Origin of the sequence: Kribbella sp. NPDC050820, from assembly GCF_040653975.1 — a bacterium.
GTDB lineage: Bacteria > Actinomycetota > Actinomycetes > Propionibacteriales > Kribbellaceae > Kribbella.
In genome coordinates, this window is sequence record NZ_JBFAHB010000006.1 from 166,471 (window position 1) to 188,678 (window position 22,208).

At 69.6% G+C, this 22,208-nt stretch carries 21 protein-coding genes; 11 read left to right on the forward strand and 10 right to left on the reverse strand.

Features of this window, described 5'->3' with window-relative positions; all coding sequences use genetic code 11:
* The first annotated feature begins 4 nt into the window (after nt 1-4).
* On the forward strand, nt 5-1,081 hold the full coding sequence (locus tag AB0H36_RS08460; protein WP_360518669.1) for a putative sulfate exporter family transporter: 1,077 nt from the start codon (nt 5-7) through the stop codon (nt 1,079-1,081).
* Here the strand turns inward: AB0H36_RS08460 and AB0H36_RS08465 are convergent.
* The gene (locus AB0H36_RS08465; RefSeq protein WP_360518672.1) at nt 1,066-2,874 is read right to left on the reverse strand and encodes a sugar-binding domain-containing protein; all 1,809 of its coding nucleotides are present in this window, start codon (nt 2,872-2,874) and stop codon (nt 1,066-1,068) included. The two genes, AB0H36_RS08460 and AB0H36_RS08465, sit on opposite strands and share 16 nt — an antisense overlap.
* Before the next feature lie 180 nt (nt 2,875-3,054).
* Here AB0H36_RS08465 and AB0H36_RS08470 point away from each other — a divergent pair, with 180 nt between their 5' ends.
* The 4 genes from AB0H36_RS08470 to AB0H36_RS08485 are packed head-to-tail and all read left to right on the forward strand — an operon-like array spanning nt 3,055 to nt 5,074.
* Nucleotides 3,055-3,612 (forward strand): CGNR zinc finger domain-containing protein, encoded by a 558-nt coding sequence (locus tag AB0H36_RS08470; RefSeq protein WP_360518675.1) that lies wholly within the window; start codon nt 3,055-3,057, stop codon nt 3,610-3,612.
* The gene (locus tag AB0H36_RS08475) at nt 3,609-4,325 is read left to right on the forward strand and encodes an AzlC family ABC transporter permease (RefSeq protein WP_360518678.1); all 717 of its coding nucleotides are present in this window, start codon (nt 3,609-3,611) and stop codon (nt 4,323-4,325) included. The genes AB0H36_RS08470 and AB0H36_RS08475 overlap by 4 nt, the downstream gene beginning before the upstream one ends.
* Nucleotides 4,322-4,618: an AzlD domain-containing protein gene (locus AB0H36_RS08480; protein WP_360518681.1), complete on the forward strand. Its 297-nt coding sequence runs from the start codon at nt 4,322-4,324 to the stop codon at nt 4,616-4,618. The genes AB0H36_RS08475 and AB0H36_RS08480 overlap by 4 nt, the downstream gene beginning before the upstream one ends.
* 48 nt (nt 4,619-4,666) lie before the next feature.
* Nucleotides 4,667-5,074: an ArsR family transcriptional regulator gene (locus tag AB0H36_RS08485; RefSeq protein WP_360518684.1), complete on the forward strand. Its 408-nt coding sequence runs from the start codon at nt 4,667-4,669 to the stop codon at nt 5,072-5,074.
* On the opposite strand, the gene AB0H36_RS08490 is transcribed toward AB0H36_RS08485, so the two are convergent.
* Genes AB0H36_RS08490 through AB0H36_RS08500 form a run of 3 tightly spaced genes read right to left on the reverse strand, consistent with a single transcriptional unit; the run spans nt 5,062 to nt 8,132 of the window.
* Entirely contained in the window at nt 5,062-6,297 is a 1,236-nt protein-coding gene (locus tag AB0H36_RS08490; RefSeq protein ID WP_360518687.1) for a hypothetical protein, read from the reverse strand. The genes AB0H36_RS08485 and AB0H36_RS08490 overlap by 13 nt on opposite strands.
* 52 nt (nt 6,298-6,349) lie before the next feature.
* Nucleotides 6,350-7,096 carry an alpha/beta hydrolase-fold protein gene (locus AB0H36_RS08495; protein WP_360518690.1) on the reverse strand — a complete coding sequence of 249 codons (747 nt, stop codon included), beginning with the start codon at nt 7,094-7,096 and terminating at the stop codon, nt 6,350-6,352.
* On the reverse strand, nt 7,056-8,132 hold the full coding sequence (locus tag AB0H36_RS08500) for an alpha/beta hydrolase-fold protein (protein ID WP_360518693.1): 1,077 nt from the start codon (nt 8,130-8,132) through the stop codon (nt 7,056-7,058). Before AB0H36_RS08500 ends, AB0H36_RS08495 begins: the two co-directional genes overlap by 41 nt.
* A 64-nt stretch (nt 8,133-8,196) precedes the next feature.
* On the opposite strand from AB0H36_RS08500, the gene AB0H36_RS08505 reads away from it, so the two are divergent.
* Complete coding sequence (locus AB0H36_RS08505; RefSeq protein WP_360518696.1) at nt 8,197-8,541, forward strand: MmcQ/YjbR family DNA-binding protein; 345 nt, start codon at nt 8,197-8,199, stop codon at nt 8,539-8,541.
* Nucleotides 8,542-9,039: 498 nt separating this feature from the next.
* Here AB0H36_RS08505 and AB0H36_RS08510 read toward each other — a convergent pair whose 3' ends face one another.
* The gene (locus AB0H36_RS08510; protein ID WP_360518808.1) at nt 9,040-9,780 is read right to left on the reverse strand and encodes a response regulator transcription factor; all 741 of its coding nucleotides are present in this window, start codon (nt 9,778-9,780) and stop codon (nt 9,040-9,042) included.
* Nucleotides 9,777-11,138 carry a histidine kinase gene (locus AB0H36_RS08515; RefSeq protein WP_360518699.1) on the reverse strand — a complete coding sequence of 454 codons (1,362 nt, stop codon included), beginning with the start codon at nt 11,136-11,138 and terminating at the stop codon, nt 9,777-9,779. Before AB0H36_RS08515 ends, AB0H36_RS08510 begins: the two co-directional genes overlap by 4 nt.
* A gap of 175 nt (nt 11,139-11,313) precedes the next feature.
* On the opposite strand from AB0H36_RS08515, the gene AB0H36_RS08520 reads away from it, so the two are divergent.
* The 3 genes from AB0H36_RS08520 (at nt 11,314) to AB0H36_RS08530 (ending at nt 12,874) form a co-directional block, all read left to right on the forward strand.
* Nucleotides 11,314-12,015: a D-alanyl-D-alanine carboxypeptidase family protein gene (locus tag AB0H36_RS08520; RefSeq protein WP_360518702.1), complete on the forward strand. Its 702-nt coding sequence runs from the start codon at nt 11,314-11,316 to the stop codon at nt 12,013-12,015.
* Nucleotides 12,016-12,042: 27 nt separating this feature from the next.
* Nucleotides 12,043-12,414, forward strand: coding sequence for a hypothetical protein (locus AB0H36_RS08525; protein WP_360518705.1), 372 nt, complete (start codon nt 12,043-12,045; stop codon nt 12,412-12,414).
* Nucleotides 12,415-12,487: 73 nt separating this feature from the next.
* The gene (locus tag AB0H36_RS08530; RefSeq protein ID WP_360518708.1) at nt 12,488-12,874 is read left to right on the forward strand and encodes a pilus assembly protein CpaE; all 387 of its coding nucleotides are present in this window, start codon (nt 12,488-12,490) and stop codon (nt 12,872-12,874) included.
* 18 nt (nt 12,875-12,892) lie between these two features.
* On the opposite strand, the gene AB0H36_RS08535 is transcribed toward AB0H36_RS08530, so the two are convergent.
* The 3 genes from AB0H36_RS08535 to AB0H36_RS08545 are packed head-to-tail and all read right to left on the reverse strand — an operon-like array spanning nt 12,893 to nt 19,367.
* Nucleotides 12,893-13,888: a hypothetical protein gene (locus AB0H36_RS08535; RefSeq protein ID WP_360518711.1), complete on the reverse strand. Its 996-nt coding sequence runs from the start codon at nt 13,886-13,888 to the stop codon at nt 12,893-12,895.
* Complete coding sequence (locus AB0H36_RS08540; protein WP_360518714.1) at nt 13,885-18,621, reverse strand: ATP-binding cassette domain-containing protein; 4,737 nt, start codon at nt 18,619-18,621, stop codon at nt 13,885-13,887. The genes AB0H36_RS08535 and AB0H36_RS08540 overlap by 4 nt, the downstream gene beginning before the upstream one ends.
* 29 nt (nt 18,622-18,650) lie before the next feature.
* The gene (locus tag AB0H36_RS08545) at nt 18,651-19,367 is read right to left on the reverse strand and encodes a hypothetical protein (RefSeq protein WP_360518717.1); all 717 of its coding nucleotides are present in this window, start codon (nt 19,365-19,367) and stop codon (nt 18,651-18,653) included.
* A gap of 62 nt (nt 19,368-19,429) precedes the next feature.
* Here AB0H36_RS08545 and AB0H36_RS08550 point away from each other — a divergent pair, with 62 nt between their 5' ends.
* Nucleotides 19,430-19,825, forward strand: a complete 396-nt coding sequence (locus tag AB0H36_RS08550; RefSeq protein ID WP_360518720.1) for a hypothetical protein — start codon at nt 19,430-19,432, stop codon at nt 19,823-19,825.
* A complete protein-coding gene (locus tag AB0H36_RS08555) occupies nt 19,825-21,168 on the forward strand; it encodes an aromatic amino acid lyase (protein WP_360518723.1) in 1,344 nt (447 codons plus the stop codon). Before AB0H36_RS08550 ends, AB0H36_RS08555 begins: the two co-directional genes overlap by 1 nt.
* On the opposite strand, the gene AB0H36_RS08560 is transcribed toward AB0H36_RS08555, so the two are convergent.
* The gene (locus AB0H36_RS08560) at nt 21,165-22,196 is read right to left on the reverse strand and encodes an ABC transporter substrate-binding protein (RefSeq protein WP_360518726.1); all 1,032 of its coding nucleotides are present in this window, start codon (nt 22,194-22,196) and stop codon (nt 21,165-21,167) included. The genes AB0H36_RS08555 and AB0H36_RS08560 overlap by 4 nt on opposite strands.
* Between the last annotated feature and the right edge of the window lie 12 nt (nt 22,197-22,208).

The following is a 22,208-nucleotide window of genomic DNA, read 5'->3' on the forward strand; positions in this document are numbered from 1 at the left end:
GTCGATGGTGCAGGTCGAGGTTAGGCCACCAGTCGCCCCGACCGCTGCTCTCGACCACCCGCTGCGCGCCCGGCTCGGCGCGGCGCTCCGTGCGGGGTTTCGGCGGTTGCCCGGGCTGGCCGTCGTGCTGGCGCTTGCTGCGGCCGCGGTTCCCCTCGGGCGGCTCGTGCCCGTGGTCGGCGGTCCGGTGTTCGGGATCGTGCTGGGTGTGCTGGTCGGCCTGCTGATCCCGGCGGCGCGGTCCGAGCGCTGCCGCCCCGGCTACGCCTTCGCCGGGAAGACGCTGCTCCAGCTGTCGATCGTCGTACTGGGGACTGGCCTGTCTCTTCAGCAGGTCGCGCGCGTCGGCAGCTCGTCCTTGCCTGTGATGCTCGGCACGCTGGCGCTCGCACTCGGCGGGGCCTGGCTGTTCGGCCGCCTGCTCGGCGTCCGTGGTGACACGCAGACGTTGATCGGCGTCGGTACGGCGATCTGCGGCGCCTCGGCGATTGCCGCCACCACGGCCGCGATCAATCCCAAGCGCTCATCGGTCGCCTACGCACTGGCGACGATCTTCACCTTCAACGTGGTCGCCGTACTGACCTTCCCGCCGCTCGGCCACCTGATGGGCCTCAGCCCGGAAGCCTTCGGACTCTGGGCGGGTACGGCGATCAACGACACGTCGTCGGTGGTCGCGGCCGGGTACGCCTACAGCCAGCAGGCCGGGGACCAGGCGATCGTGGTCAAGCTGACCCGGTCCTTGATGCTGGTTCCGATCGTGCTGACGCTCGTCGTGCTGAAGTCGCGCCGCGACGCTCGGACCTCGAGCGCCCAGCGCCTGCCGTGGCGCAAGCTCGTCCCGCTCTTCCTGATCGGCTTCATCGCCGCCTCCGGCCTGCGGTCGGCCGGCCTGGTGCCGCTGAGCTGGCTGCCGACCTTGAGCACGATCGGCACGTTCCTGATCACGTCCGCGCTGGTCGCGATCGGTCTGTCGCTGCGGCCGAAGGAGCTCCGCGACACAGGACCCCGGGCGCTCCTCCTCGGAGCGATCCTGTGGGTCCTGGTCGCGGCAGGCAGCCTCGCGATTCAGTCCTTCTCGTAGGCGGCGGGCCGGGTCTGCACGGCCTTGATCCGCGGTACGTCGAACTTGCTGCTGCGGTCGAAGCGGTAGATGCCGTTCTCTTCCTGAAAGACGTCGGTGAGCTGCGTGTAGCAGTAGCCGAACATCAGCGGGTTGTCGAGCAGCGCGTCGACCAGGCCGGCGAACCGGACGTAGAACGCCTCCTCGTCCGCGACCCGCTGGCCGTAACCCCAGGACTCGTTGGTGTTCCCCGCTGCACCGGCGGCGGCCGCCTCGGCGTTCCACCAGATGCCGCCGAACTCACTGCAGAAGTACGGCTGACCGGCGTACGGCTGGGAGATCGGCTTGCCGTCGTGCCCGCCGACATTCGCGTACGGCTTGCCGTAGGCGAGGCCGGCCATCTGCTCGGCGAACTTCTCCGGGTCCTGCTCGTAGTTGTGCGAGTCCCAGACGTCGGTCTCCGGCACACGGTGCGAGTACCCGGAGGCGTCCAGCACCGGGCGCGTCGTGTCAGCGGCCTTGGTGGCCAGGAACATCGCGCGGGTGACGTCGTCCAGCTGGGTGATCCGGTCGTGCAGGAGTTGGTGCGTCTCGTTCAGCGGGCACCAGCCGATGATCGACGGGTGGCTGTAGTCGCGCTCGACCGCCTCCAGCCATTGGGTGACGAAGTTCGCCGCCGGCTGCTGGTTGTCGTGGCCGGTGTCGGCGACGCCCGAGCCCCAGTCGCCGAACTCGCCCCAGACCAGGTAGCCGAGCCGGTCCGCGTGGTACAGGAACCGCTCCTCGAACACCTTCTGGTGCAGCCGCGCCCCGTTGAACCCGGCCGCCAGGCTGAGCTCGATGTCCGCGAGCAGTGCCTCCTCGGACGGCGCCGTCATCAGGCTCTCCGGCCAGTAGCCCTGGTCCAGCACCAGCCGCTGGTACACGTGCTTGCCGTTGATCAGGATCGCCTGGCCGTTGATCGACACCGACCGCAGGCCGGCGTAGCTGTCGGCCCTGTCCACAACGTTGCCATCGGCATCGATCAGCTCGAGGCGTACGTCGTACAGGTGCGGGTCGGCGGTGTCCCAGAGCCGGACCCGGTCGGCCGGGACCTGGAGCGTCAGCCGCGGCGCCAGGTCGAGGTCGGCGCGCACCTCCCGGCTCGCGACCTCGCCATCGGCGTCCTTGAGGATTGCGCGCACCTTCCAGCCGGGCTTGTTCGCCGACACCGGCACCTCGAGGTGGAAGCTCGAGCCGGCCACGTCCGGGGTGATCCGCGGCCGTCCGAGGTGGGTGGTCGGCACCGCCTCGAGCCAGACGGTCTGCCAGATCCCGGTCGTGCGGGTGTAGAGGCAGCCGTGGTTGAAGTACGTCGACGTCTGCTTGCCGCGCGCCTGGACGCCCTGTCGGGTGTCGCGGGCGCGGACCACGATCAGCGCCTCCTCGCCCGGGCGGGCGACACCGCGCAGGTTCGCGCTGAACGGCGTGAACCCGCCCCGGTGCCGGACCAGCTCGACGCCGTTCACCCAGACGGTGGCGTCCTGGTCGACAGCCTGGAAGTGCAGCACCGCGTCCTTCCCGGCCCAGTCGGCCGGGATCGTGACGGTGGTCCGGTACCAGACTGCCTCGAGGAAGTCGACGTTCTCGATCCCGGACAGCTTGCTCTCGGGGGCGAACGGCACCACGATCCGCTGCTGCAACTCGCGGTCCCGCACCCCGCGCTCGAGACCGGTGTCGGCCTGATCGATCTCGAACTGCCACGCCCCGTTCAGGTTCAGCCACTCCGGCCGAACGAACTGCGGACGCGGGTGTTCAGGGCGAGGCTGGGTCATGAAGAGCTCCCGGAAGGGTGAAGTCAGGCGGTCGAGACGACAGTACAACGTTGGAATGGCCTCAGCAACGGCGTACCCGGAACTGCGCCCGGCCCTCCGCCGCCGCCTGACACGCGATCCGGTTGCGCCTGCGTCGCCTAACGACTCATGATGCAGTTTGAGTGTTAGGAAGGGAGAGGCATGGGCGAGTACCGGCCAGAGTTGGTCGGCGGGCACTTGGCGCTCGATCTGGTCAACACCGTGGCCTGGCGGTTGGACGTACGGCGGCGCGTGGACCGGATCGCCGATCCGGTGAACCTGCGGAAGTGGCTCACGGCGACCGGATTCGACCCGGTGACCGGAGCCAGAGAGATCCAAGGGGACGCGCTGAGGCAATGCCGCGAGACGGCGTACGCGGTCCTGCATCCGCTGGCATTGGGCGACGAGCCGGAGGCCGGCGATCTCGCCGTACTGCGGGAACTGATCGAGGACGCCGTGCGCAACGCCTCGCTCGTCAGCGCGCAACCGCTCACTTGGCGGGCCGGGACCGTTCAGGACCATCTGCGGCTGGCCGTCTGGCGGCTGTTCGAGGACGAGGATCTGAGCCGGCTGCGGCAGTGTGATGACGGGGGCTGCGGCTGGCTCTTCCTGGACCGCAGCCGGAACGGGTCGCGCCGATGGTGCAGCTCGGCGGACTGCGGCAACCGTGCGCGGGCTCGCCGGCACTATCAGCGTCGCCAAGCCGGAGCGTCGGCATGATCCAGCTCCAGCGGTCTGGCCTCGCGGAAGGTATCAGGCTCGGGCTCGGGCCGGCGGGCGCCGCTTTCGTGCTGGCGTTGAGCTTCGGCGCCGAGGCGGAGGCCCAGGGGTGGGGCATCGGTCTGCCGGTCGTGTTCTCGGCGCTGGCGTTCTCCGGATCGGCGCAATTCACCTTGCTGACGGCCCTGTCCGGCGGAACCGTGGTGGCCGCGATCGCTTCGGCGGCGCTGATCAACGCGCGCTACCTGGTGATGAGCGTCGCGCTGAATGACAGCCTGCACGGCAGCCGGCTGTCCCGGGCGTTGCAGGCACAGGCGCTGGTGGACGCCTCGTTCGTCTTTGCCCACCGCAAAGACGGCGGGTACGACGTGTCCCGTTTGATCGGCGCCAGTCTGCCGCAGTGGGTCCTGTGGGTGCTCGGGACCGCAGTGGGTGCGTTGGCTGCGCCGTCGGCCGATCTGATGCACGAGCTCGGGTTGGACGTCGTGTTTCCGGCGTTCTTCCTGGTGCTCGCGCTGGAAGAAGTACGGCGCTCCCGCCGCGCGCTCGCCGCATCCCTGCTCGGAGCGGCCGTCGCGGCCGGTCTGCTGCTGGTGACTGAACCGGGCTACGCGCTGCTCGGAGCCACCGCGGCCGCGTTGATCGGCCTGATTCCGGAGCGCGGATCGGAGCCTGACCCTGAGCCTGCCGTGACCGAGGAGGAGACGTCATGAAGATCTGGCTGGCCGCCTTGGCTGTGACGGTCGTCAACTGGCTGATGAAGGCCGGCGGCCCGCTGCTGATGGGCGAGCGCAGGTTGCCGTCGGCAGCTGTCCGGGTCGTCGGCCTGGTGGCGCCCGTACTGCTCGCCGGGCTCATCGTCACCGAGCTCGGCGGCGAGCACGTGGACTGGACCCAGCTCGCCGGAGTCGGCGTCGCCGGGATCCTCTCCGTCCTCAGAGTCCCCCTCCTGCTCGCCGTCGCCGCCGGCATCGCCATCACCGCCGGGATCCGGATCTTCGTCTGAGTAGCGCTCCGCTTTTCAGAAGCTACGTAACTACGTACTATCCACAGTGTGGAAGACCCTGTGGATAACCGGCTCGCCGAGCTGGAACGGCGCATCGCGGCGCTGGAATCCGCAGCGGGCGTGAGACGCCGGCCGGGGCGTGGGCAGGCCGAAGGGGCCCGGGCGCTCAAGGCGCTGCGGGACAGGCCGGAGTGGTCAGGGGTGGCGCCGACGCTGGCGGCGCTCGGGAACCCGGTGCGGCTGACGCTGTTGCGCGAGATCGTGCGCGGTCACGCCACCGTCGGCGCGTTGGCCGCGCTGGACGGGCTCGGCACGAGTGGGCAGATCTACCACCATCTGCGGCAGTTGAGCGCCGAGGGCTGGCTGCACAACCCGAGCCGCGGGGTCTTCGCGATCCCTCCGGCTCGGGTCAGTGCGTTGCAGGGGATTCTGGTCGCGCTGGATCAGTTGGACTGATCGGCGAGCCAGAGGTTGGTGAGGCCGCGGAAGTGGGCGAAGAACTGGTCGTGCTCGTGCTCGGGGTAGGTGGTCGTGACGGTGTCGCGGAGCAGGCGGTCGAAGTCGGGGCCGGCGACCCAGTCGCGGAGCCGGGCGTCGAATTCGCCCAGGTGCTCCGCGCACCACTCGTGGTATTTCGCGGTCTCGAAGTGCTCGTCGGCCAGCGCGAGGTACCCGTTCAGCTTGGCGTCGTAGTCGAGCGACTCGTCGTCGGCGATCTCGAAGTACCGCTCGGTGTGCAGGTCGACCTTGCTCCGCCGGCCGGTCGCGAGCGAGAAGACCGACCACTTGACCAGGGCGCTGATCGCCCACGGGAAGTAGTAGTGCAGTGAGGTGACCGCGACGTCCGGGCAGGCGTTGGCGTAGTCGATCGGGTGCACCGAGTCGCCCTTCACCAGCATCTCGCAGGAGTTGAACTCCCAGCCGAAGAACGCGTTCACGATCCGGCTGATCGCCACCGCCTGGTGTCCGGCGGACGGGCTGAGGAAGTCGTGCGAGACGGCGTACCGGTTGTGCATCGGCTCGTCCGGCCGGAAGTCCATCACCATCGTCTCGGCGCCGATCGACAGCGCCCGGGCGAACACGTCGTACTCGATCGTGGCCTGCAGGTGCATCAGCATCTCGCCGGACTGGTCGTACGCGCGGTGCAGGTCGACCTTGTTGTTGATCCGGGACACCCCGCGCCAGCCGCCGCCGTCGAACGGCTTCATGTAGAGCGGGTAGCCGAGGTCCTCGGCGATCGCGTCCAGGTCGAAACCCTTGTTGTACTTCGCCGACGTGTACGCCCAGCGCACGTTGTCGACCGGGTTCTTGTACGGCACCAGCACGGTCCGCGGGATCTTCAGTCCGAGCCGCAGCATCGCGCAGTACGCGCTGTGCTTCTCCATCGCCTGGAACGTGAACGGCGAGTTCAGCAGGTAGGTGCCGTTCATCAGCGCGGCTTTCTTCAGCCACTCGCGCGGGTGGTAGTACCAGTACGCCAGCCGGTCGATCACCAGCCCGACCCGGACCGGGTCGGTCAGGTCGAACGGCTCGATGGTCAGCCGCCGGGACCCGAACTCGTGCTCGGTCCCGTCGATCGTCACCGGCCCGACCCGCTGCAGCAGCGCCTCGAACGCCTGCGGCCAGTCCTCCTCGGCCCCCAGCAACAACCCGATCAGATGACGCGGACGGTCAGCCATGGTGCTCCTTAACGTCAAGGAAGGAAAGAAGGGAGGGGAGGTGGGTGGACTCCTAGCAGAATCGGGGGAGGTGGTGGGCGAGCTGCTGCCGCCACCAGGGCCAGTCATGCGCTACGTCGTACCCCCACAGGTCCAGCTCATGCGGGATGCCCTTCTCGGCCAGTACGGCGGCCGTCGCCCGCGCGGACGGCAACGAGCCGGTCGGGTGCGTCTCCCAGTCGCCCTGGCCGACCGTGAGCAGGATGAAGATCCGCTGCCGCAGCCAGTCCAGGTGGTCGCCGTCCAGGTTGGGCAGGTAGTCGGCCGGGTTGTTGAAGTAGGTCGCGTCGCCGCGCTCACCCCATGCGTGCCAGCTGGCCGCGTCGTAGTTGCCGGACTGGCAGATCGCGACCGGGAACAGGTCGGCCCGCTTGAACGCGAAGTTGAGCGCGTGGAAGGCGCCCAGGCTGCAGCCGGTGGTGATGATGTCGCCGGCGCCGGGGGAGTCCGCGCCGATCGTCGGCACCACCTGGTTCACGATCCACGACTCGTACAGGCCGTGCCGCCGGGCCCGGTCCTCGAGCTGGATGCTGCGGTCGGACCAACTGACGTGGTCGTAGGAGTCGACGCAGTACAGCTTCACCCGGCCGGCCTCGATCAGGTCCTTGACCGCGTCGACCATGCCGTTGTTCTCGTAGTCCCAGGCGCGGCCCTGCTCACTGGGGAAGACCAGCACCGGGCGGCCGAAATGGCCGTAGCGGATCACCGTGCCGGGACGGTCAAGCCCCGGCGCCTCCAGCTCGACCTGTTCCCGCTCCATCAGCCTCACCCCAGGCGCGTCGCAGTAGATCCGTGAGATCAGGATCCAGCACATCACGCCAGGCTGTGAAGTTGTGCATGTCCGGCGTTTCGCCGAACTCCACCCGCAGGCCGAGCTCGGCCAGCTTGGCGGCCATCACCCGGTTGTTGTGGACGTTCTCCTCGGTGCTGCCCGCGGTCATCCCGACCAGCGGCGTCCCCGGGGCCGTGGTTGCCGACAGCACCTGCTTCACGAACGCGGTGACCTGGGCAAAGAAGTCGAACTTCGACTCCTGCGGGTCGGTCTCCGGCGTGAAGAACGAGCCTGACTGCAGGAACAGCCCGTCGAACGTCCCGGGGTGGTTCCACTCCGCGTGCAGCGCCGCGAGGGCGCCCAGGCTGGCGCCAGTGATCACCGGCCTCCGGCTCCGGTACTGCGTCTGGATCGCAGGCAGCACGTGCTGTGTCAAGGCCTCGGCGTACTGCGGATTGGCGGCGTACCAGAGATTCCGCGACGTCGGGTGGATCAGGGCGAGCCGGAACGGCGGGAGGGTCCCGTCGGCGACCATCGCGCCGGCGTAGTGCGTCAGGCCGGCGTACGCGGCGAACTCGGGGCCGTCGTGGGCGAGCAGCAGCGGCAACTCGAAGGTCGGCGCGATGCCCTCGGGGGCCCACACCTGGACGTCGATCTGGCCGACCGGGGAGCTGACCGACTGCGGGGTCAGCGTGGACGCGATCGGCGGCGTGGCGATCCAGGCGGGCTCGACGTACCCGGGCAGTGGGAGCCAGGAGTGCTCGCCGAACGCGCCGCCGACGACGCGCGGGTTGGTCGGATCGGTGCGCATCCCCAGGTCGGCGATGTCGAACAGGTACTCCATCCGGTGCACGGACGGTCGCGGCAACCGCAGCTCCCAGCCGTAGTCGACCGGTTTGAACTCCAGCAGCTCGGCCTCGAGGCCCAGCTCCTGCCACAACTTGACCCCGGTGAAGGCATGCGAAGCGTCACCGAGGCGGAAGACCACCTCGGCGCCTTCGACCGCGCTCACCACACTGGGCATCAGACCACCGTACAGGCGGAATCACTGACATCCCCTGTCAGTGATCGCCGTCTATCGTTGGACCGTGGTCGATCTCACGGATATCAGGGAGCTGACGGCGGACCTGCCGCGCAGCTACGAGGTGCTGGTCCGGGACCAGATCAAGTTCCGCGTCGGGCAGCTCGTCTACCTGGCGCTGTCGCGCGACGAGAAGACGATGGGGATCGCCTTCCCCAAGGAGGAACGCGAGGCCGCGCTGGCCGCCGAGCCGCACAAGTTCTTTCCCCCGCGCCCCGCCGACGAGCGTTACCGCTGGATCCAGGTCCGCCTCGAAGCCCTCGAGTACGACGAGCTCCGCGAGCTGATCCTGGACGCCTGGGCCATGTGCGTGCCAAAGAAGGTCCGCGCCGCCTACTTCGCCGAGGACTGACACCGTCAGCTCACGGCTGGATCACGTCCCGGTCACGGACTGCTGTCGTCGCGACACGGAATGCCGCTAGGTTGATCCTTCGCCGACATGAGGAGCTGGGGGCGAGGCACGGGCGACGAGAGCCGGGACGCTGCACGGGTCCGACCGGCTGGTCCCGCAATACTGACCAAGTTGGCCGAGCGGCTGCGCGAGGGCGTCCAGTCCCCACCGCGACCCTGGTCTGCGGCGTCCCCGACGACTCACCCCCGTGGTGCCCCCGCGACGACCACCTCCGGTAGTCAGGGGCCGAGGGCAACCACCTCATCCTCAGGTAGTAGACCGAAACCGTCCTCAGGACCGATGGGCGAGGGCTCTTCGCCAAGCACCCTGGAGGTATGACCGGAGACTTCCTACCCCACCGCCGCCAGGCGTCCGCCGAAACCCAACTCCTGACAGTCCTCGTCCTCCTGGCAGCCGGCGCCCTGGCCGTCTACCTGTTCGCGTAGCGGGTGGGGGACTTCAGCTGTCCCAGCGGAGGTCGGCTTCGCCGGGGCGGACTACGCCGGCTTCGTAGGCGACTACTACGGCTTGGACCCGGCTGGAGAGGCCCAGTTTGGACAGGACGCTGCTGACGTGGGTTTTGACCGTGGTCTCGCTGACGAAGAGTTTCGTGGCGAGGTCGCGGTTGGACAGGCCGCGGGCCATCCAGACCAGGATCTCGCGTTCGCGTTCGCTCAGCTGGCCGAGCAACCCGGTCCAGCGACCATCGGGCTGCGGTACGGCGGCCGCCGTCGTACCACCGCCGACCTGGCGCTCGAGCTCCATGCACCGCTCCAGCAGCACCCGCGTCGACGCCGGGTCGACCAGCGAGTCGCCTCGGTACACCGCGCGCACCGCCGACACCAGCAGATCCGGATCAGTGTCCTTCAACAAGAACCCAGAAGCCCCCGCACGCACCGCACTCAGCACGTAGGCCTCGTCGTCGAACGTCGTCAGCACCAGTACGGCGGGACGCGACCGCCCGGCCGCCTTGTTCGCCGTCGTGATCCGCTCGGTCGCGACCAGCCCGTCCATCACCGGCATCCGGATGTCCATCAGTACGACGTCCGGGTCGTACCGGTCGATCAGCCGCAGGGCCTCCTCGCCGTTCTCGGCCTGGGCGATCGTGGTCAGGTCGGGCTCGTGGTCGAGGATCATCGCCAGGCCCATCCGGATCACACCCTGGTCGTCGGCGACCAGCACCTTGATGTCGTCCGTCACGTCTGCGGCGGCAGCCATGCCTGCACCCTCCATCCACCCAGTGGTCCGGCCGCGACGGCCAGCGTGCCGCCGACCGCCGTCGCCCGTTCCCGCATCCCGATCAGCCCGTTGCCGCGGCCGCTCTCGCTCCGCCGGGCGGTCTCCAGCACGTTCACCGGCGGCGGTCCGCCGCTGCCGTTGTCGTCGATGGTCAGGAGCTCACCCTGCGGTCCACTCTGCCAGGTCACCTGAGCCGCGGTCGCCTTCGCGTGCACCATCACGTTGGTGAGCGCCTCCTGGATGATCCGTACGGCGGTCAGGTCGGTGACCGACGTGAGTTGCCGCTGCCGGGCGGGCAGCGTCATCGTCACGTCCACCCCGACCGCCTTCAGCCGATCGCCCATCCGCGCCACGTCGGCCAGATCGGGCACCGGCGTGGTCCCGCCTCCGGACCCGGCCGGAACCTCGCCGGCCGCCGGCGAGGCCGTGTTCAGCACCCGGACCGTCTCCCGCATCGCGGTCAGCGCTTCCTTGCCACTGGCAATGATCCAGCGGATCGCCTCGCGCAGCACCTCGGGCCGTTGGTCGGCCACTCGGTCGGCAGCCTGGGCCCGGATCACCACCGCGCTGACGTGGTGTGAGATCACGTCGTGCAGGTCGCGGGCGATCCGGGTCCGCTCGGCGACGGCGGCCCGCTCGGCCTCGACCGCGCGCAGCCGGACCAGCTCGGCGTTCCGGTGCTCCAGCAGGGCGACGCTCTTGCGCCGCCGGCGGGCGTCCGCGCCGAGCAGCACCATGCCGCAGATCAGCGCCTCGGCGAACACGAACAGCGAGACGTCGATGTAGCTGTAGAGACTCGGCAGGTCGCTGGGCAGGTTGCGGTACCGGTCGCCGTACAGGATCGCCCGGTTCGCGTTGCCGAGCACGATCGCGACCACGGTCGGCAGGCCGATCATCAGCCCGGCCAGGCTGCCCATGGTGAAGAACAGGCAGGTGAACCGCCGCACGCCGCTCGACGCGGCCAGGTACCCGACGACCAGCAGGGGGACCAGGTGGATCTCCGACTGCAGCGCGGCGTCGCTGATCTGCGGCTGGCCGAAGATCGTCAGCCCGACCTGCGCGGCCAGGCCGGTGCCGACCGCGGCGTACAGGAACGGGTAGAGCACCGAGACGATCACCAGCATCGTGCGTGGCGTCCGCCGGCCGAAGGCGACCGTGGCGACCAGGAAGATGCCGGTGACCACCGAGACCATCGGGTTCTGCGGGCGCAGGCCGCTGTCGTTGATCAGGCTCAGCGCCGCGAACCAGCCCAGCCCGATGACCGCAGCGAGCAACAGATCCTGCTGCAACTGCGGTAACCGGCGCCAGGCACTCCACACGTCGCCCAGCGTAGTCAGACTGTGTTTGCCGAAGCTTCATCTGCCCGGACGGGCGGCCTCTCCAACTTTTGGAGGAGGCTGAGCGTCCGAATTGATACTCAGGGCCTACTTCCGGGTCCCGATGACGGTCCCTGGGGCCGATGCGACCGCCGCCGGAATCCGAGAGGCTCTACCCATGAGAAGCGAACAGCCGCCGCGCCGGACCGGCTCGGTGCGGATGCGGTTGCTGTCCGTGACGGGGTTCGGGGTGGTGGCGCTGGCGGTGGGGTCGCTGCTGCTGTGGCACGGCCAGATGGGGGAGCTGTTCGGGCTGGCCGCGGACAAGGAGCCGGTCGTCTCGAGCGTCAACGCGCCCGCCGTCTCCGAGCCGCCGGTCATCCTCGTCACCCCGACGCCCACCAGGAAGCCGGTCAAGACGCCGACGAAGACTCCGACCAGGTCGCCGAGCAAGACTCCGACCAAGTCGCCGACGAAACCGACGTACGGCGAGGAGAGCATCAACGGGTTGTCGCCGACGCTGAAATCCCGGCTGAAGAAGACGATGACCGCCGCGAAGGCCGACGGCGTGACGCTGCGGATCACCTCCGGCCGCCGGTCCAAGGCCAAGCAGCAGCGGCTGTTCGACGAGGCGGTCGAGAAGTACGGCTCGTACAAGGCCGCGACCCGCTGGGTGCTGCCGCCCAAGTACTCCGCGCACGTCGAGGGCAAGGCCGTGGACATCGGTCCGGCGGCCGCCATGCAGTGGCTGAACAAGAACGGCTGGCGCTACGGCGTCTGCCGCCGCTACGACAACGAACCCTGGCACTTCGAAGCGCTGAGCACCCCCGGCAAGAAGTGCCCGCCGCGCGAACCGTACGCGCGGCCAGTCGCCGACTGAACCGACACCCGAGAACAGGAGCCGACCATGACCATGACCTACGCGCAGCCGCTACCCCGGCGCTACACCCGCACCCGGTTGACCGTCCCGGCGTTGTGGCGCCAGGTGATCGGCGGCAGCGAGCAGGGAGCTGAGACGACCGTGCCGGAGCCGGATCGGTCCGCGCACACGCAGCTGGAGATCTACGACGGCGTCTTGGCCGCGTTCGAGCGCCGCGACGAGGTCGGCGAGGTGCTGAAGAGCTCGGCGGACCGGGCAACCGTCGTACGGCGGCTGCGGGAGCGGCTCGGACTCAGCCAACTGCAGGCGAGCACGCTGGTCGACCTGCCGTTGACCACCGAGTGCCGGGACCGGATCGCGCACCGCGCTGCCGAGCTGCGCGCCGCCCTGAACCGCTGAACCAACTGTCCAGGCCGGCCCCGCGGCTCGCGGCTGAGGTGCGGGGCTTGATCGGCTTGGGGAGGATGGAGACGTGATCACGATCGAGCAGGCCGGGCGACTGCGCAAGGCCGGGGTGCTGTGGGCGCCCGCGGCCGGGGATCGATTCGTCGTGCCGGACCGGGACATGGACGAGGACGTGTTCGTGGTGAGCGACATGACCGTCGAGGTGCACGACTACCAGGGCAGCAAGGTGATCGGCTTCAACGGCACCACGGAGTGGGCCCTGGACAGCATCGAGCAGCGCGAGGTGATCTGGCTCCCGCGCGAGGAGCAGCTCCGCGCCCTCCTCGGCGACCACTTCCGCACCCTCGAGGCCGTCCCCGGCGGCTACCGGGTCGGGCTCTCCGACAGCTCCCACTCCGCCGACGACGCCGAGCAGGCCTACGCCAAGGCAGTCATCCACCTCCTGGGCGCCTGACAACCACGACGCGTCACGTCAGTAGCGGCGCGGGCCGCGACGGTAGGGAACGAAGGTGGCGGGCTCCTCGTTGCCGATCCAGTCGCCTTCGGCCAGGCGGCGACGGCTGGTCTCGAGGTCGAAGGACAGCCAGCCGGCGAGCTGCGGATGTGCGGGGTGTTGCCACAGGCCGTAGGGGCCGCGCAGCGTCTCCAGGTAGTCGACCAGGTCATGGACCCGGCGGTCCTGCGCGGACAAGCCACAACGAGAAGCAAGGTCGAGCAGGAACGCCAGATCGAAGGTGGCGTGGAACGTGACCTGTCCCATCGCCGGTTCGAGCCCGACCAGCCGAGAGACCTCCCAACCGAGCGTTGCCGCGTCCCGGGTCTCGCGGGCGAGGAGGTGGTCGACGCCGATTCGGGCGACGTCCGATCGCCGTCGCTCCGGGTGCATCGCCAGGCAGGCAACGGCGCCGGTCGTCGCCGATCGGCAACCGAGCCCGCGGGTGAGCCGGCGGTACTCCTTCTCGGGCGGGGCCGGACTACCCGCCTGACCGAGGTCGGCTTTCGGGCCGGCCGGCCAGGATCCGTCGTCGAGGCGAACACCGAGGAGCCATTCGTACGCGCGCTCGGCACGGGGGTCGGTGGCGAGGCCGGCGGCGGCGATCCCGCGCAGCGGTACCGCGGTGTGCATGGTGATGAAGCGGTGACCTTCGAGCGGGCCAGGGCCGGTCGGTGTCATCGACCATGAACCATCTGGCTGCTGGTCGTCGAAGATCTTCTCGATCGCGGCCGTCATGGCGGGCCCACGGTAGCCGAGGTGGGCCAGCTGGCAGAGCAGATAGCCTGCGGCGTACGGGTGGGCCTCGGCTGCTCTCAGCCGCGCGACGAGTACGTCGACCTCCGCGCTCCGATCGATCTCGCTACGCCACGCGGCGACCTCGGGGTCCTCGTCGCCGGCGCCCTGGAGTTCGCGGGCGGCCCGCCAGCGCAGCGACGGGGACGGGTCTCCGAGGAGCAGGGCGCCGATGTTCATGGCAGCACCGCGGCGAGATGGGGTGCAGTGGCGGTGTCGGCCTCGGCGAGAGCGTTGGGTGGGCCCTCGAAGACGATCCGGCCCCCGTCCGGGCCTGCGCCCGGGCCGAGCTCGATCAGCCAGTCGCACGCGGCGAGGACTGCCGGGTCGTGCTCGACGACGAGCACGCTGTTGCCGGCGGCGATGAGAGTGTCGAGCGCACGGACGAGCACTGCGACGTCGGTGGCTTGAAGGCCGACGGTCGGTTCGTCCAACACGTAGAGGGCGGCTGCCCTCGCCGGACGGGCGAACTCCTTCGTGAGCTTGAGCCGTTGCGCTTCGCCGCCCGATAGGCTCCAGCCCGGTTGGCGTACGGCGAGGTAGCCCAGCCCGAGTGCGACGGCGGCGCCGCCGACCCGGCGTACGGTGTCGAGGTCGCCCCACTCGTCGACCAGCTCGGCGATGGTGAGCCCTTCGATGTCGGCGAGGCTTCGGTCCCGGTGAAGCAGGTTGGCGGTCTCGTGGCGATACCCGGATCCGCCACAGGCGTCGCAGGTCTGGGGCACCGACGGCAGGAACGACATCTCCTGCTGCCACACGCCTTTGCCCTTGCAGGCGTCGCAGCCATAGGTCAGGTTCTTGATCGTGAGGCCCTGCTCGATGGCCGACTCGCTCGCGGCGAACTCCTTGCGGACGGCGCTGATGAGCCCGAGGAACATTCCCGGTGAGGTGATCTCGGCACGGGACTGGTCGGCCACGACCGTTCTCTCGGGCGCGCCCGAGATGGCGTCGTGATCACCGGGCCGGACGCGGATCACGCCGCGGCCAGGGATGGTGGTCTTCGGTCGGGTCAGGCCCAGCGCGATGGTGTCGGCGACGAGCGATGACTTGCCGGACCCGGACACCCCGCAGACGCCGACCAGCACGCCGAGGGGAACGCGAACGTCGAGTCCATCGAGGTTGTTCTCCCGCGCTCCGGTGATCTGCATCCAGCCTGCCGGCTCCCGGCGGTGGTCGCGGTGAATCGCCGGGCCGGCTCCGTCCAGAATCGCCCGCGTCACCGACTGAGGGCTGTCCAAGCTGACGACCCGACCGCCCGATCTCCCCGGACCGGGGCCGATCTCGATGACGTCGTCGGCCGCGCGGATGAGTATCGGGTCGTGCTCGACCGCGATGACGGTGTTGCCGGCGGCCCGCAGTTCGGTCAGTGTCCCGGCCAGGGCGGTCACTTCCGACGGGTGCAGGCCCCGGGAGGGTTCGTCGAGCAGCACAGTCATGCCGACCAGTCCCGCGCCGAGCACCGATGCCAGCTTGATGCGTTGTGCTTCGAGGGCCGACAGGGTCCAGGTTGTCCGGTTCAGCTGCAAATAGCCCAGCCCAACGGCACGCAGGAAGCCGAGTCGGCGCAGCGCGACGGTCCGGGCCTCTGCTGCCTGCCGATCGCCGGGCACGTCCATCGCGGTCAGGATGGCTTCCACTTCGGCGAGCGGAAGCGAGAAGAGCTCATCTCGCCCGTGTCCGTGGAGGCGGATCGCCAGGTACGGCGCACGAAGCCGCCGACCGCCGCACTCCCGGCACGGAGACCTGGTCGAGTCCTGGCCGCCGACGTCGTTCAGGGCCCAGGCGTTGAGCCCGCGCCAGGACGCGTCGCCGTACAGGACGGCCTGCTGGGCCTCGGCGCTCAGCTCTGCCCACGGGGTGCGGTCCAAGTCGAACCGGTAGCGCTCGGCCAGCGACCCCATCGGCGGCTCCTCGCCGCGGGTAGTGCCGAACCAGGCCAGACTGCCGCCGAAGACGCCGCCGGAGAGGGGCGCATCCGGGTCGACGATCAGTTTGGAGAAGTCGAACTCGTGCTCGACTCCGAGTCCCAGGCACTGCGGACAGGTCGACGCCGGAGAGCCCACCAGATGCCGTGGCTCGATCGGCACCGCGCTGGTGGCGCAGCCGTCGCAGATCCACGCTGCTTCGGGCTTCGGGGACGTTCGCCGCATGGTCCCGCGGCCGCAGGCGAGGCAGGTGCGGACACCGGCCCGGGCGATGATCACGGCGAGCAGGCGGTCGAGGTCGCTGGACCGGCCGACGGTGACCCGGTCGGCATCCCAGACGTAGAAGCCCGGCCCGCGCCCGTCGAAGATCCGGCCGGACGGTTCGATGCCCATCGTCGGGCCGAGGCCAGTGACTGAATCGACCGGAGCCTCCGGTCCCTCACGGACCGACTGCCGCTCGTACACCGACAGGCACTCGAGCAGCCGCCGGGTCGCCTCGGACTCGACGACGTCGTGGACCAGTGACGACTTGCCCGACCCCGACACGCCCGTCACCACGGTGAACCGGCCCTTGCCGAAATCCACGTCGACATCCTGCAGGTTGTGGGCGCGGGCGCCGCGTACGCGGATGGCATCGCTGGACAGTCGGTCGGTGCGCGGCTTGGCGCGCGGACGAACCCGCGGCTGCTTCTCGGCAACCGGCGGGCCGCAGTGTTGCAGACGCCCGCCGTCGGGGCCGCCGCCCGGGCCCAGGTCGATGCGCCAGTCCGCGACGGCGATCACGTCGGGCTGGTGCTCGACGACGACCACTGTGCAGCCGCTGTCGGTCAGCCGGTCGAGCACCTCGAGCAGACGATCGAGATCGCCAGGGTGCAGTCCTGTAGTGGGCTCGTCGAGCAGTACCAGGTCACCGGCCCGCGCCTTGGCCACCTCGCGGGCCAGCCGCACGCGCTGAGCTTCCCCGCCGGAAAGGCTCGGAGATGGTTGCCCGAGCGTCAGGTAGCCCAGACCGACCTCCTGCAGAGACCGCAGGATGCGGGTCACCGAGGGATGCTCTGCGAAGACCGCGTGGGCCTCGTCAACGCTGAGCGCCAACACATCGGCGATCGACCGACCGGCCCAGGTCGCCTCCAGCACTTCGGGGCGGTAGCGCCGGCCGTCGCAGGCCTCGCACGGAACCCAGATCGGCGCGAGATAGCTCATGCCGATCGCCACCGACCCCATCCCCTCGCAGTCCGGGCAGGCGCCGTCGGCCCGGTTGAAGGTGAAGTCCGACGCGGGGCGTCCGGTCTCGTTCGCGAAGACGTCGCGGATCCGGTCGAGCACCTTGGTGTACGTCGCCGGGTTCGACCGCGGGTTGTTGCCCAGCGGCGCCTGATCCACCGCACGAGCCCGCTGCGCCGGCGCCTCGAACGTCGTACACCCGACTGGCCCACGCTCGCGCAACGACGCCAGCAGCACCTCGTGGCACAGGGTCGTCTTGCCTGCTCCTGACGGCCCGGTGACCACCGTCAGCGATCCGAGCGGGATCTCGCAGTCGACGTCGCGGAGGTTGCGCAGGCTTGCCCCGGTGATGCGGATCCGGTCGTCGGATGCCGGGCGTCGCGATCGATGCCGACGAGCGCCGGCAGAGAAGCTGATGCCCGACGCCGTGCCCGCCCGCCACAGATCCGCGGGCGGGCCCTGAAACACCAGTCGTCCTCCGGCGCCTCCACCGCGAGGGCCGATCTCCACGACCTCGTCGGCCATGGCGACAGCCAGCGGGTCGTGTTCGACCATCAGCACCGGACCGGGCAGGGCCACGATGGCGTCGAGCAGTCGACCGAGATCGCTGTGGTGCAACCCGATGGTCGGCTCGTCGAGCACGTGCAGCAGATCTTCGAGACGCCCCGAGAGAACGACAGCGAGCCGGGTACGTTGCGCCTCACCGCGCGACAGCGTCGGCATCGACCGGTCGAGGGCGAGATAGCCAAGGCCGAGTTCCTGCAACGGACGCAGACGCCGCAGTACCTCGTCCTGGATCCGTCGAGCCCGCGACCCGAGTGGGAGCCGCTGCACGAATTCGAGGACCTCGGTCACCGATCGACCGGTCAGCTCCGCGAGCGTGACGCCGGCGATGCGATGTGACGAGGTGTCGTCGTCCCCGCGGAAGGCCGACGGCGCGAGTGGTCGGACCCAACTGCCGCATTGCGGGCAGATCGGCGCCCGCAGTACCGGTGTGCCACCAAGCAGCACCTCAGGTCGGCCCAACGCGTCGGCCCGCTCGAGAGTGGCCCGGACCTCGGCTGCCGACAGGTCCGGCCGAAGAGTGGCCACTCGTACGACGACGTCGTGCGGCAACGCCGGGTCGAGGCGGGGCACGCGACTCCTCGACGTCGCCGCCCACCGACGTCCGTCGACAGTCACCTGGGCGAACTCTCCCCGGACACCTGCGAGCAGGCGCGTGTGACTCCCCACCAGCCCTCGTACGATCGCGACCTCGACGTCGAGGCTGTCGTTGCGGGCGAGCAGCTCCAGCGCGGCGGTCAGGCGCTCCTCGGCGGACAGCGCCCGGACCGGCACATGGCACTGCGGGCATTCGACCTCGGCGAACCGCGAGTACAGGATCCGCAAGAACGGATGCAGCCCGACCGATGTCGCCAGCGTCGAGGCCGGGTTCCGGTTGAGGACGTTCTGGGCAACTGCCACCGCAGGCCCAAGGCCCTCGATACGCCGGACCTGCGCAGCGGGAACCCGCGCTCGGTTTCCGCCGAGCGCCAAGGACTCGACGAAGCGCCGACGCGCCTCGGCGTAGACCACGTCGAACGCCAACGACGACTTCCCCGACCCCGACACCCCGACGACGGCGGTCAGCCCCGGCCCGAAGGACACATCGACATCGCGCAGATTGTGCTCAGCCGCGCCGTGTACGTCGAGGAACCGCCCGCTCCGGCGCCTCAGTCCACGACCCCGCTCGCTCGCACCGTCTCCCGCGATTCGGCGAACCATCCCGCCATCCTTGCAGCTCCGTGCTGCCGTCACCTCGGCGTCGTGGGTCTCCAGTACTGCTTCTTGTCCCTGTCCTTCAGCGTGAAGCCGAGCTTGGACACCTCGCCCCGGAGCTCACGGAGATCGGCCTTGCCTTTGTCCCCGTCGTCGAAAGCCTTCGCCCGTGCCTTGAGTACGGCGTTCACCGCCGGCGGCAACTCGGGTTCGTCTTCCACCCACCGGCGGAACCGGTCGGCGTGCGGATCACCGCTCTCGGACCACGGGTAACCCTGTGCCCGGAACGCCCCGGGGATCTGCCTGGCCTCGGACTTCTGCTGGTCGTGCTTCTCCCGCGCGAGCTCGCGCGAGGTCGAGTCCTGCAGCACGATCTCCTTGCCGTCCAGGAACGCGACCGCCACCTTCTCCCGCGGCACCGTCACGGTCTTCTGGTTCTTCAGGAACTCCACCGACTGCCGGGTGATCGTCACCTTCAGCATGTCCTCGAGCGCCATCGCGGCGAGCAGCACGCCGGCCAGCAGCCCGATCACGATGCAGATCGCGCCGACCCACCAGGCGTCCCAGCCGGCGATCAGCTTCAACGGTCCCTGGAACGGCGCCCAGTCCTTGCTGCTCGCCCAGTCCGCGATCCGCGGCAGGAAGGACCCGAGCACCAGCCCGACCAGCGGGAACCCGCCGAACAGGACGACCTTGTCCACGGTCGAGTGCCCGATCACCGTGCGGTCGGGAGTGTGCGTCGTCGGGCCCATGGCCCGAACATAGCGTGGCGGCGAGAAACTTTAGTATCGAATGACGACGACTGGAGGAGCGCTTGACGGACGGGATCTGGCTGCGGTTTCTGAGCGGTCCGGACATCGACGGGCTGGGACTGATCCGGCTGGCGATCGTGGACGCGGTCGAGGCGGCGCTGCGCGAGCACGGCAAGGGCCGGACCAGCTTCGAGCCGTGGTGGAACGTCACGATGCTCGACGACCTGTTCGACCTCGACGAGATCCGGGTGACGTCACGCCGTCCGAAGTCCCGCGAGAAGCTCGCCGCCGACCTGTCCGCCGAGGCGCAGTCCGGGCGCAAACCCGGCCGGGAGAACGACGCTGAGCGCACCCTGTTCTGGCATCGCGGGCTGTCCTTGCTGGACGTCGCGATCGCACACCTGATCCTGCGGAAGGCCGAAGCAGCCGACGCCGGCACGATGCTCCGGTTCCACTGATGCTGATCACCGACCCGGCGGACCTCGACCCGGCAAGCCCCGAACCGATCGAGCTCTCGTCCGCGCTCCTCGACCGCCTCGCCGCCATCCGGTCCGAGCTGCTGGCCGCTCTGGCAGCCGGCGAACCGGTCTACGGCGTGAACACCGGGATGGGTGCCCTGAGCAAGCGTCGCCTCACCGACGACGAGCAGCGCGTGCACCAACGTAACCTGCTGCTGGGCCGCGCGGTCGGCGGTCCTCCCTGGTTGCCAACGGACGAAGCACGCGCGGTGCTGATCGGCCGGCTGCGCACGTTCCTGACCGGCGACGCGGGCGTCTCCGTCGAGCTGGTTCAGCAGTTGGTTGCCTACATCAACAGTGGTCGAGTGCCCGAGATCCCGGTTGCCGGGGCCGGATCGGCCGGCGAGATCATCCCGTTGGCCCACGCCTTCGGCTCGCTCGATCTCGACCTCGGACCCAAGGAGGGCATCGCGCTACTGGCCGGCATCCCGGGTGCGACCGGGCGGGCCGCTCTCCAGGTGACCCGCGCCCGCCGGCTGGCCGACCACCTCACCGCGGTTGCCGCCGGGGCGATCGCTGTGATCGGCGCGAACCGCGATCCCTATCACCCGCTCGCGGCGCGTGGCGACGAAGTGCTCGCCGACGAGCTCGCTCGCCTCCGCGAGCTGGCCGGCCCTGAGCCCGAGCCGCGGTCGCTGCAGGCACCGGTCTCCTTCCGCGTAGCCGGGCCGGTGAATGCGCACGTATGGCGGTCCGTCGACCGGCTCGCGGAAGCCGTCGAGCGGGCGTTCACCGGGGTCACCGACTCACCCGCCTACCTGGACGGCGAGTTCGTCGGCACCGCGGGTTTCCACGGGATCGACCTCGCCGCGCACTGTGATCACCTGACCGCGGCCCTCGCCCACTCCGCCGAGGTCTCCGCCGCACGACTGCACCGGCTGCTGGATCCGGCGGTGACCGGGCTTCCCGCCCAGCTTGCTCACGATCCAGGCCCGCAGGCCGGACTGGTCGCCGTACACAAGCGCGCGGTCGCCACCAGCCACGCCCTCCGCCGCCTGACGTTGCCCACGGCAATCAGTACGGCGGAGACGTCGAACGGTCAGGAGGACGTGCAGAGCTTCTCGTGGGAAGCGGTCGGCGTGCTCGCCGACGCGGTGCGCCTGACTCGTGAAGTCACCGCCTGCGAGCTGCTCGCCGTCCACCAGGCCTTCGCCTTGTCCAAGCGGACGATCCCGCCCGGCCTTCAGGAACTGATGCGCGCCGTCGCGGACGTCGTACCGCCGATCGAAGCCGACCGGCCGTTCGGGAAGGACCTGACCAGAATGCTGGAGTCGGTGCTCTAGGCCTGGCCGGCCACGGCGTTCTTCAGCTGCGGGACCAGCAGCGGCAGCACGTACTTGATGCCGAGCGGACCGCCGATCGAGAAGGCGCTGGAGAACTCGCCGCTCGGTGTCGCGGTGTTGATCACCGGCGGGCCGCCCCAGTAGGCGACGTGCTTGGCCTTGACCGCGGGGAGCGCGTTGAACAGCTTGTCGTTCACCACGGCCGGGTCGAGCTTGCCGGAGCCGTCGAGCGCGGCCAGGTAGATCAGGTCGGCGTCCATCTTGCCGGTGTGCTCGGGCGAGATCTTCACGGAGAAGTCACCGTTGTCCATCGCGGCGATCTGCGGGTTGGGCTTGAAGCCGAGTGAGGTGAGCAGGTGCATCCGCGGATCGGACGGGAGCCAGGCGTGCAGGCTGTCCGACGTGTAGACGCCGGCGGTGATGGTCTTGCCGGCGAACTCCGGGTTGGCCTTGGCGGCGTCCGTGATCAGCGCCTGGGTCTCCTTGACCACCTGCTCGCCCTGAGCCGTCGTACCGGTGGCCTTGGCGATGGTGGTGACCTGCTGCTCCCAGGTCGCGCCGTACACGTTCTTGGTCCCGGCCGGGGCCGCGATGGTCGGTGCGATCGCGTTGAAGGTGTCGAACTCCTTCTTGTCGTTCGTCGAGTTCACGTAGAGGATCAGGTCCGGCTTCAGCGCGGCGATCTCCTCGAACTTCGGCTCGAACGCTTGCAGCGGCTTCGGAGCCGGCCGGTCGCCCAGCGCCGTCTTCACCCAGCCGCGGGTGCCCGGATAGCCGAACCAGTCGGCGCCGCCGATCGGCACGACTCCGAGCGCGATCGCGGCCTCCATGTCGCCGCCACCGATCGCGACCACCCGCTCCGGCTTGGCCTTGATCGTGGTCGAGCCGAAGAGGTGGTCGATCGTCACCGGGAAGCCCGCGTTACCGGCGCCGGACGGGGTGTCCTGGGTGTCGCCCGAACCGCAGGCGCCGAGTGTGAGGGCCGCGACCACGAGCAGGGCGGCGGATCGAAGACGAGACAGCGGCATGGCGGACCATTC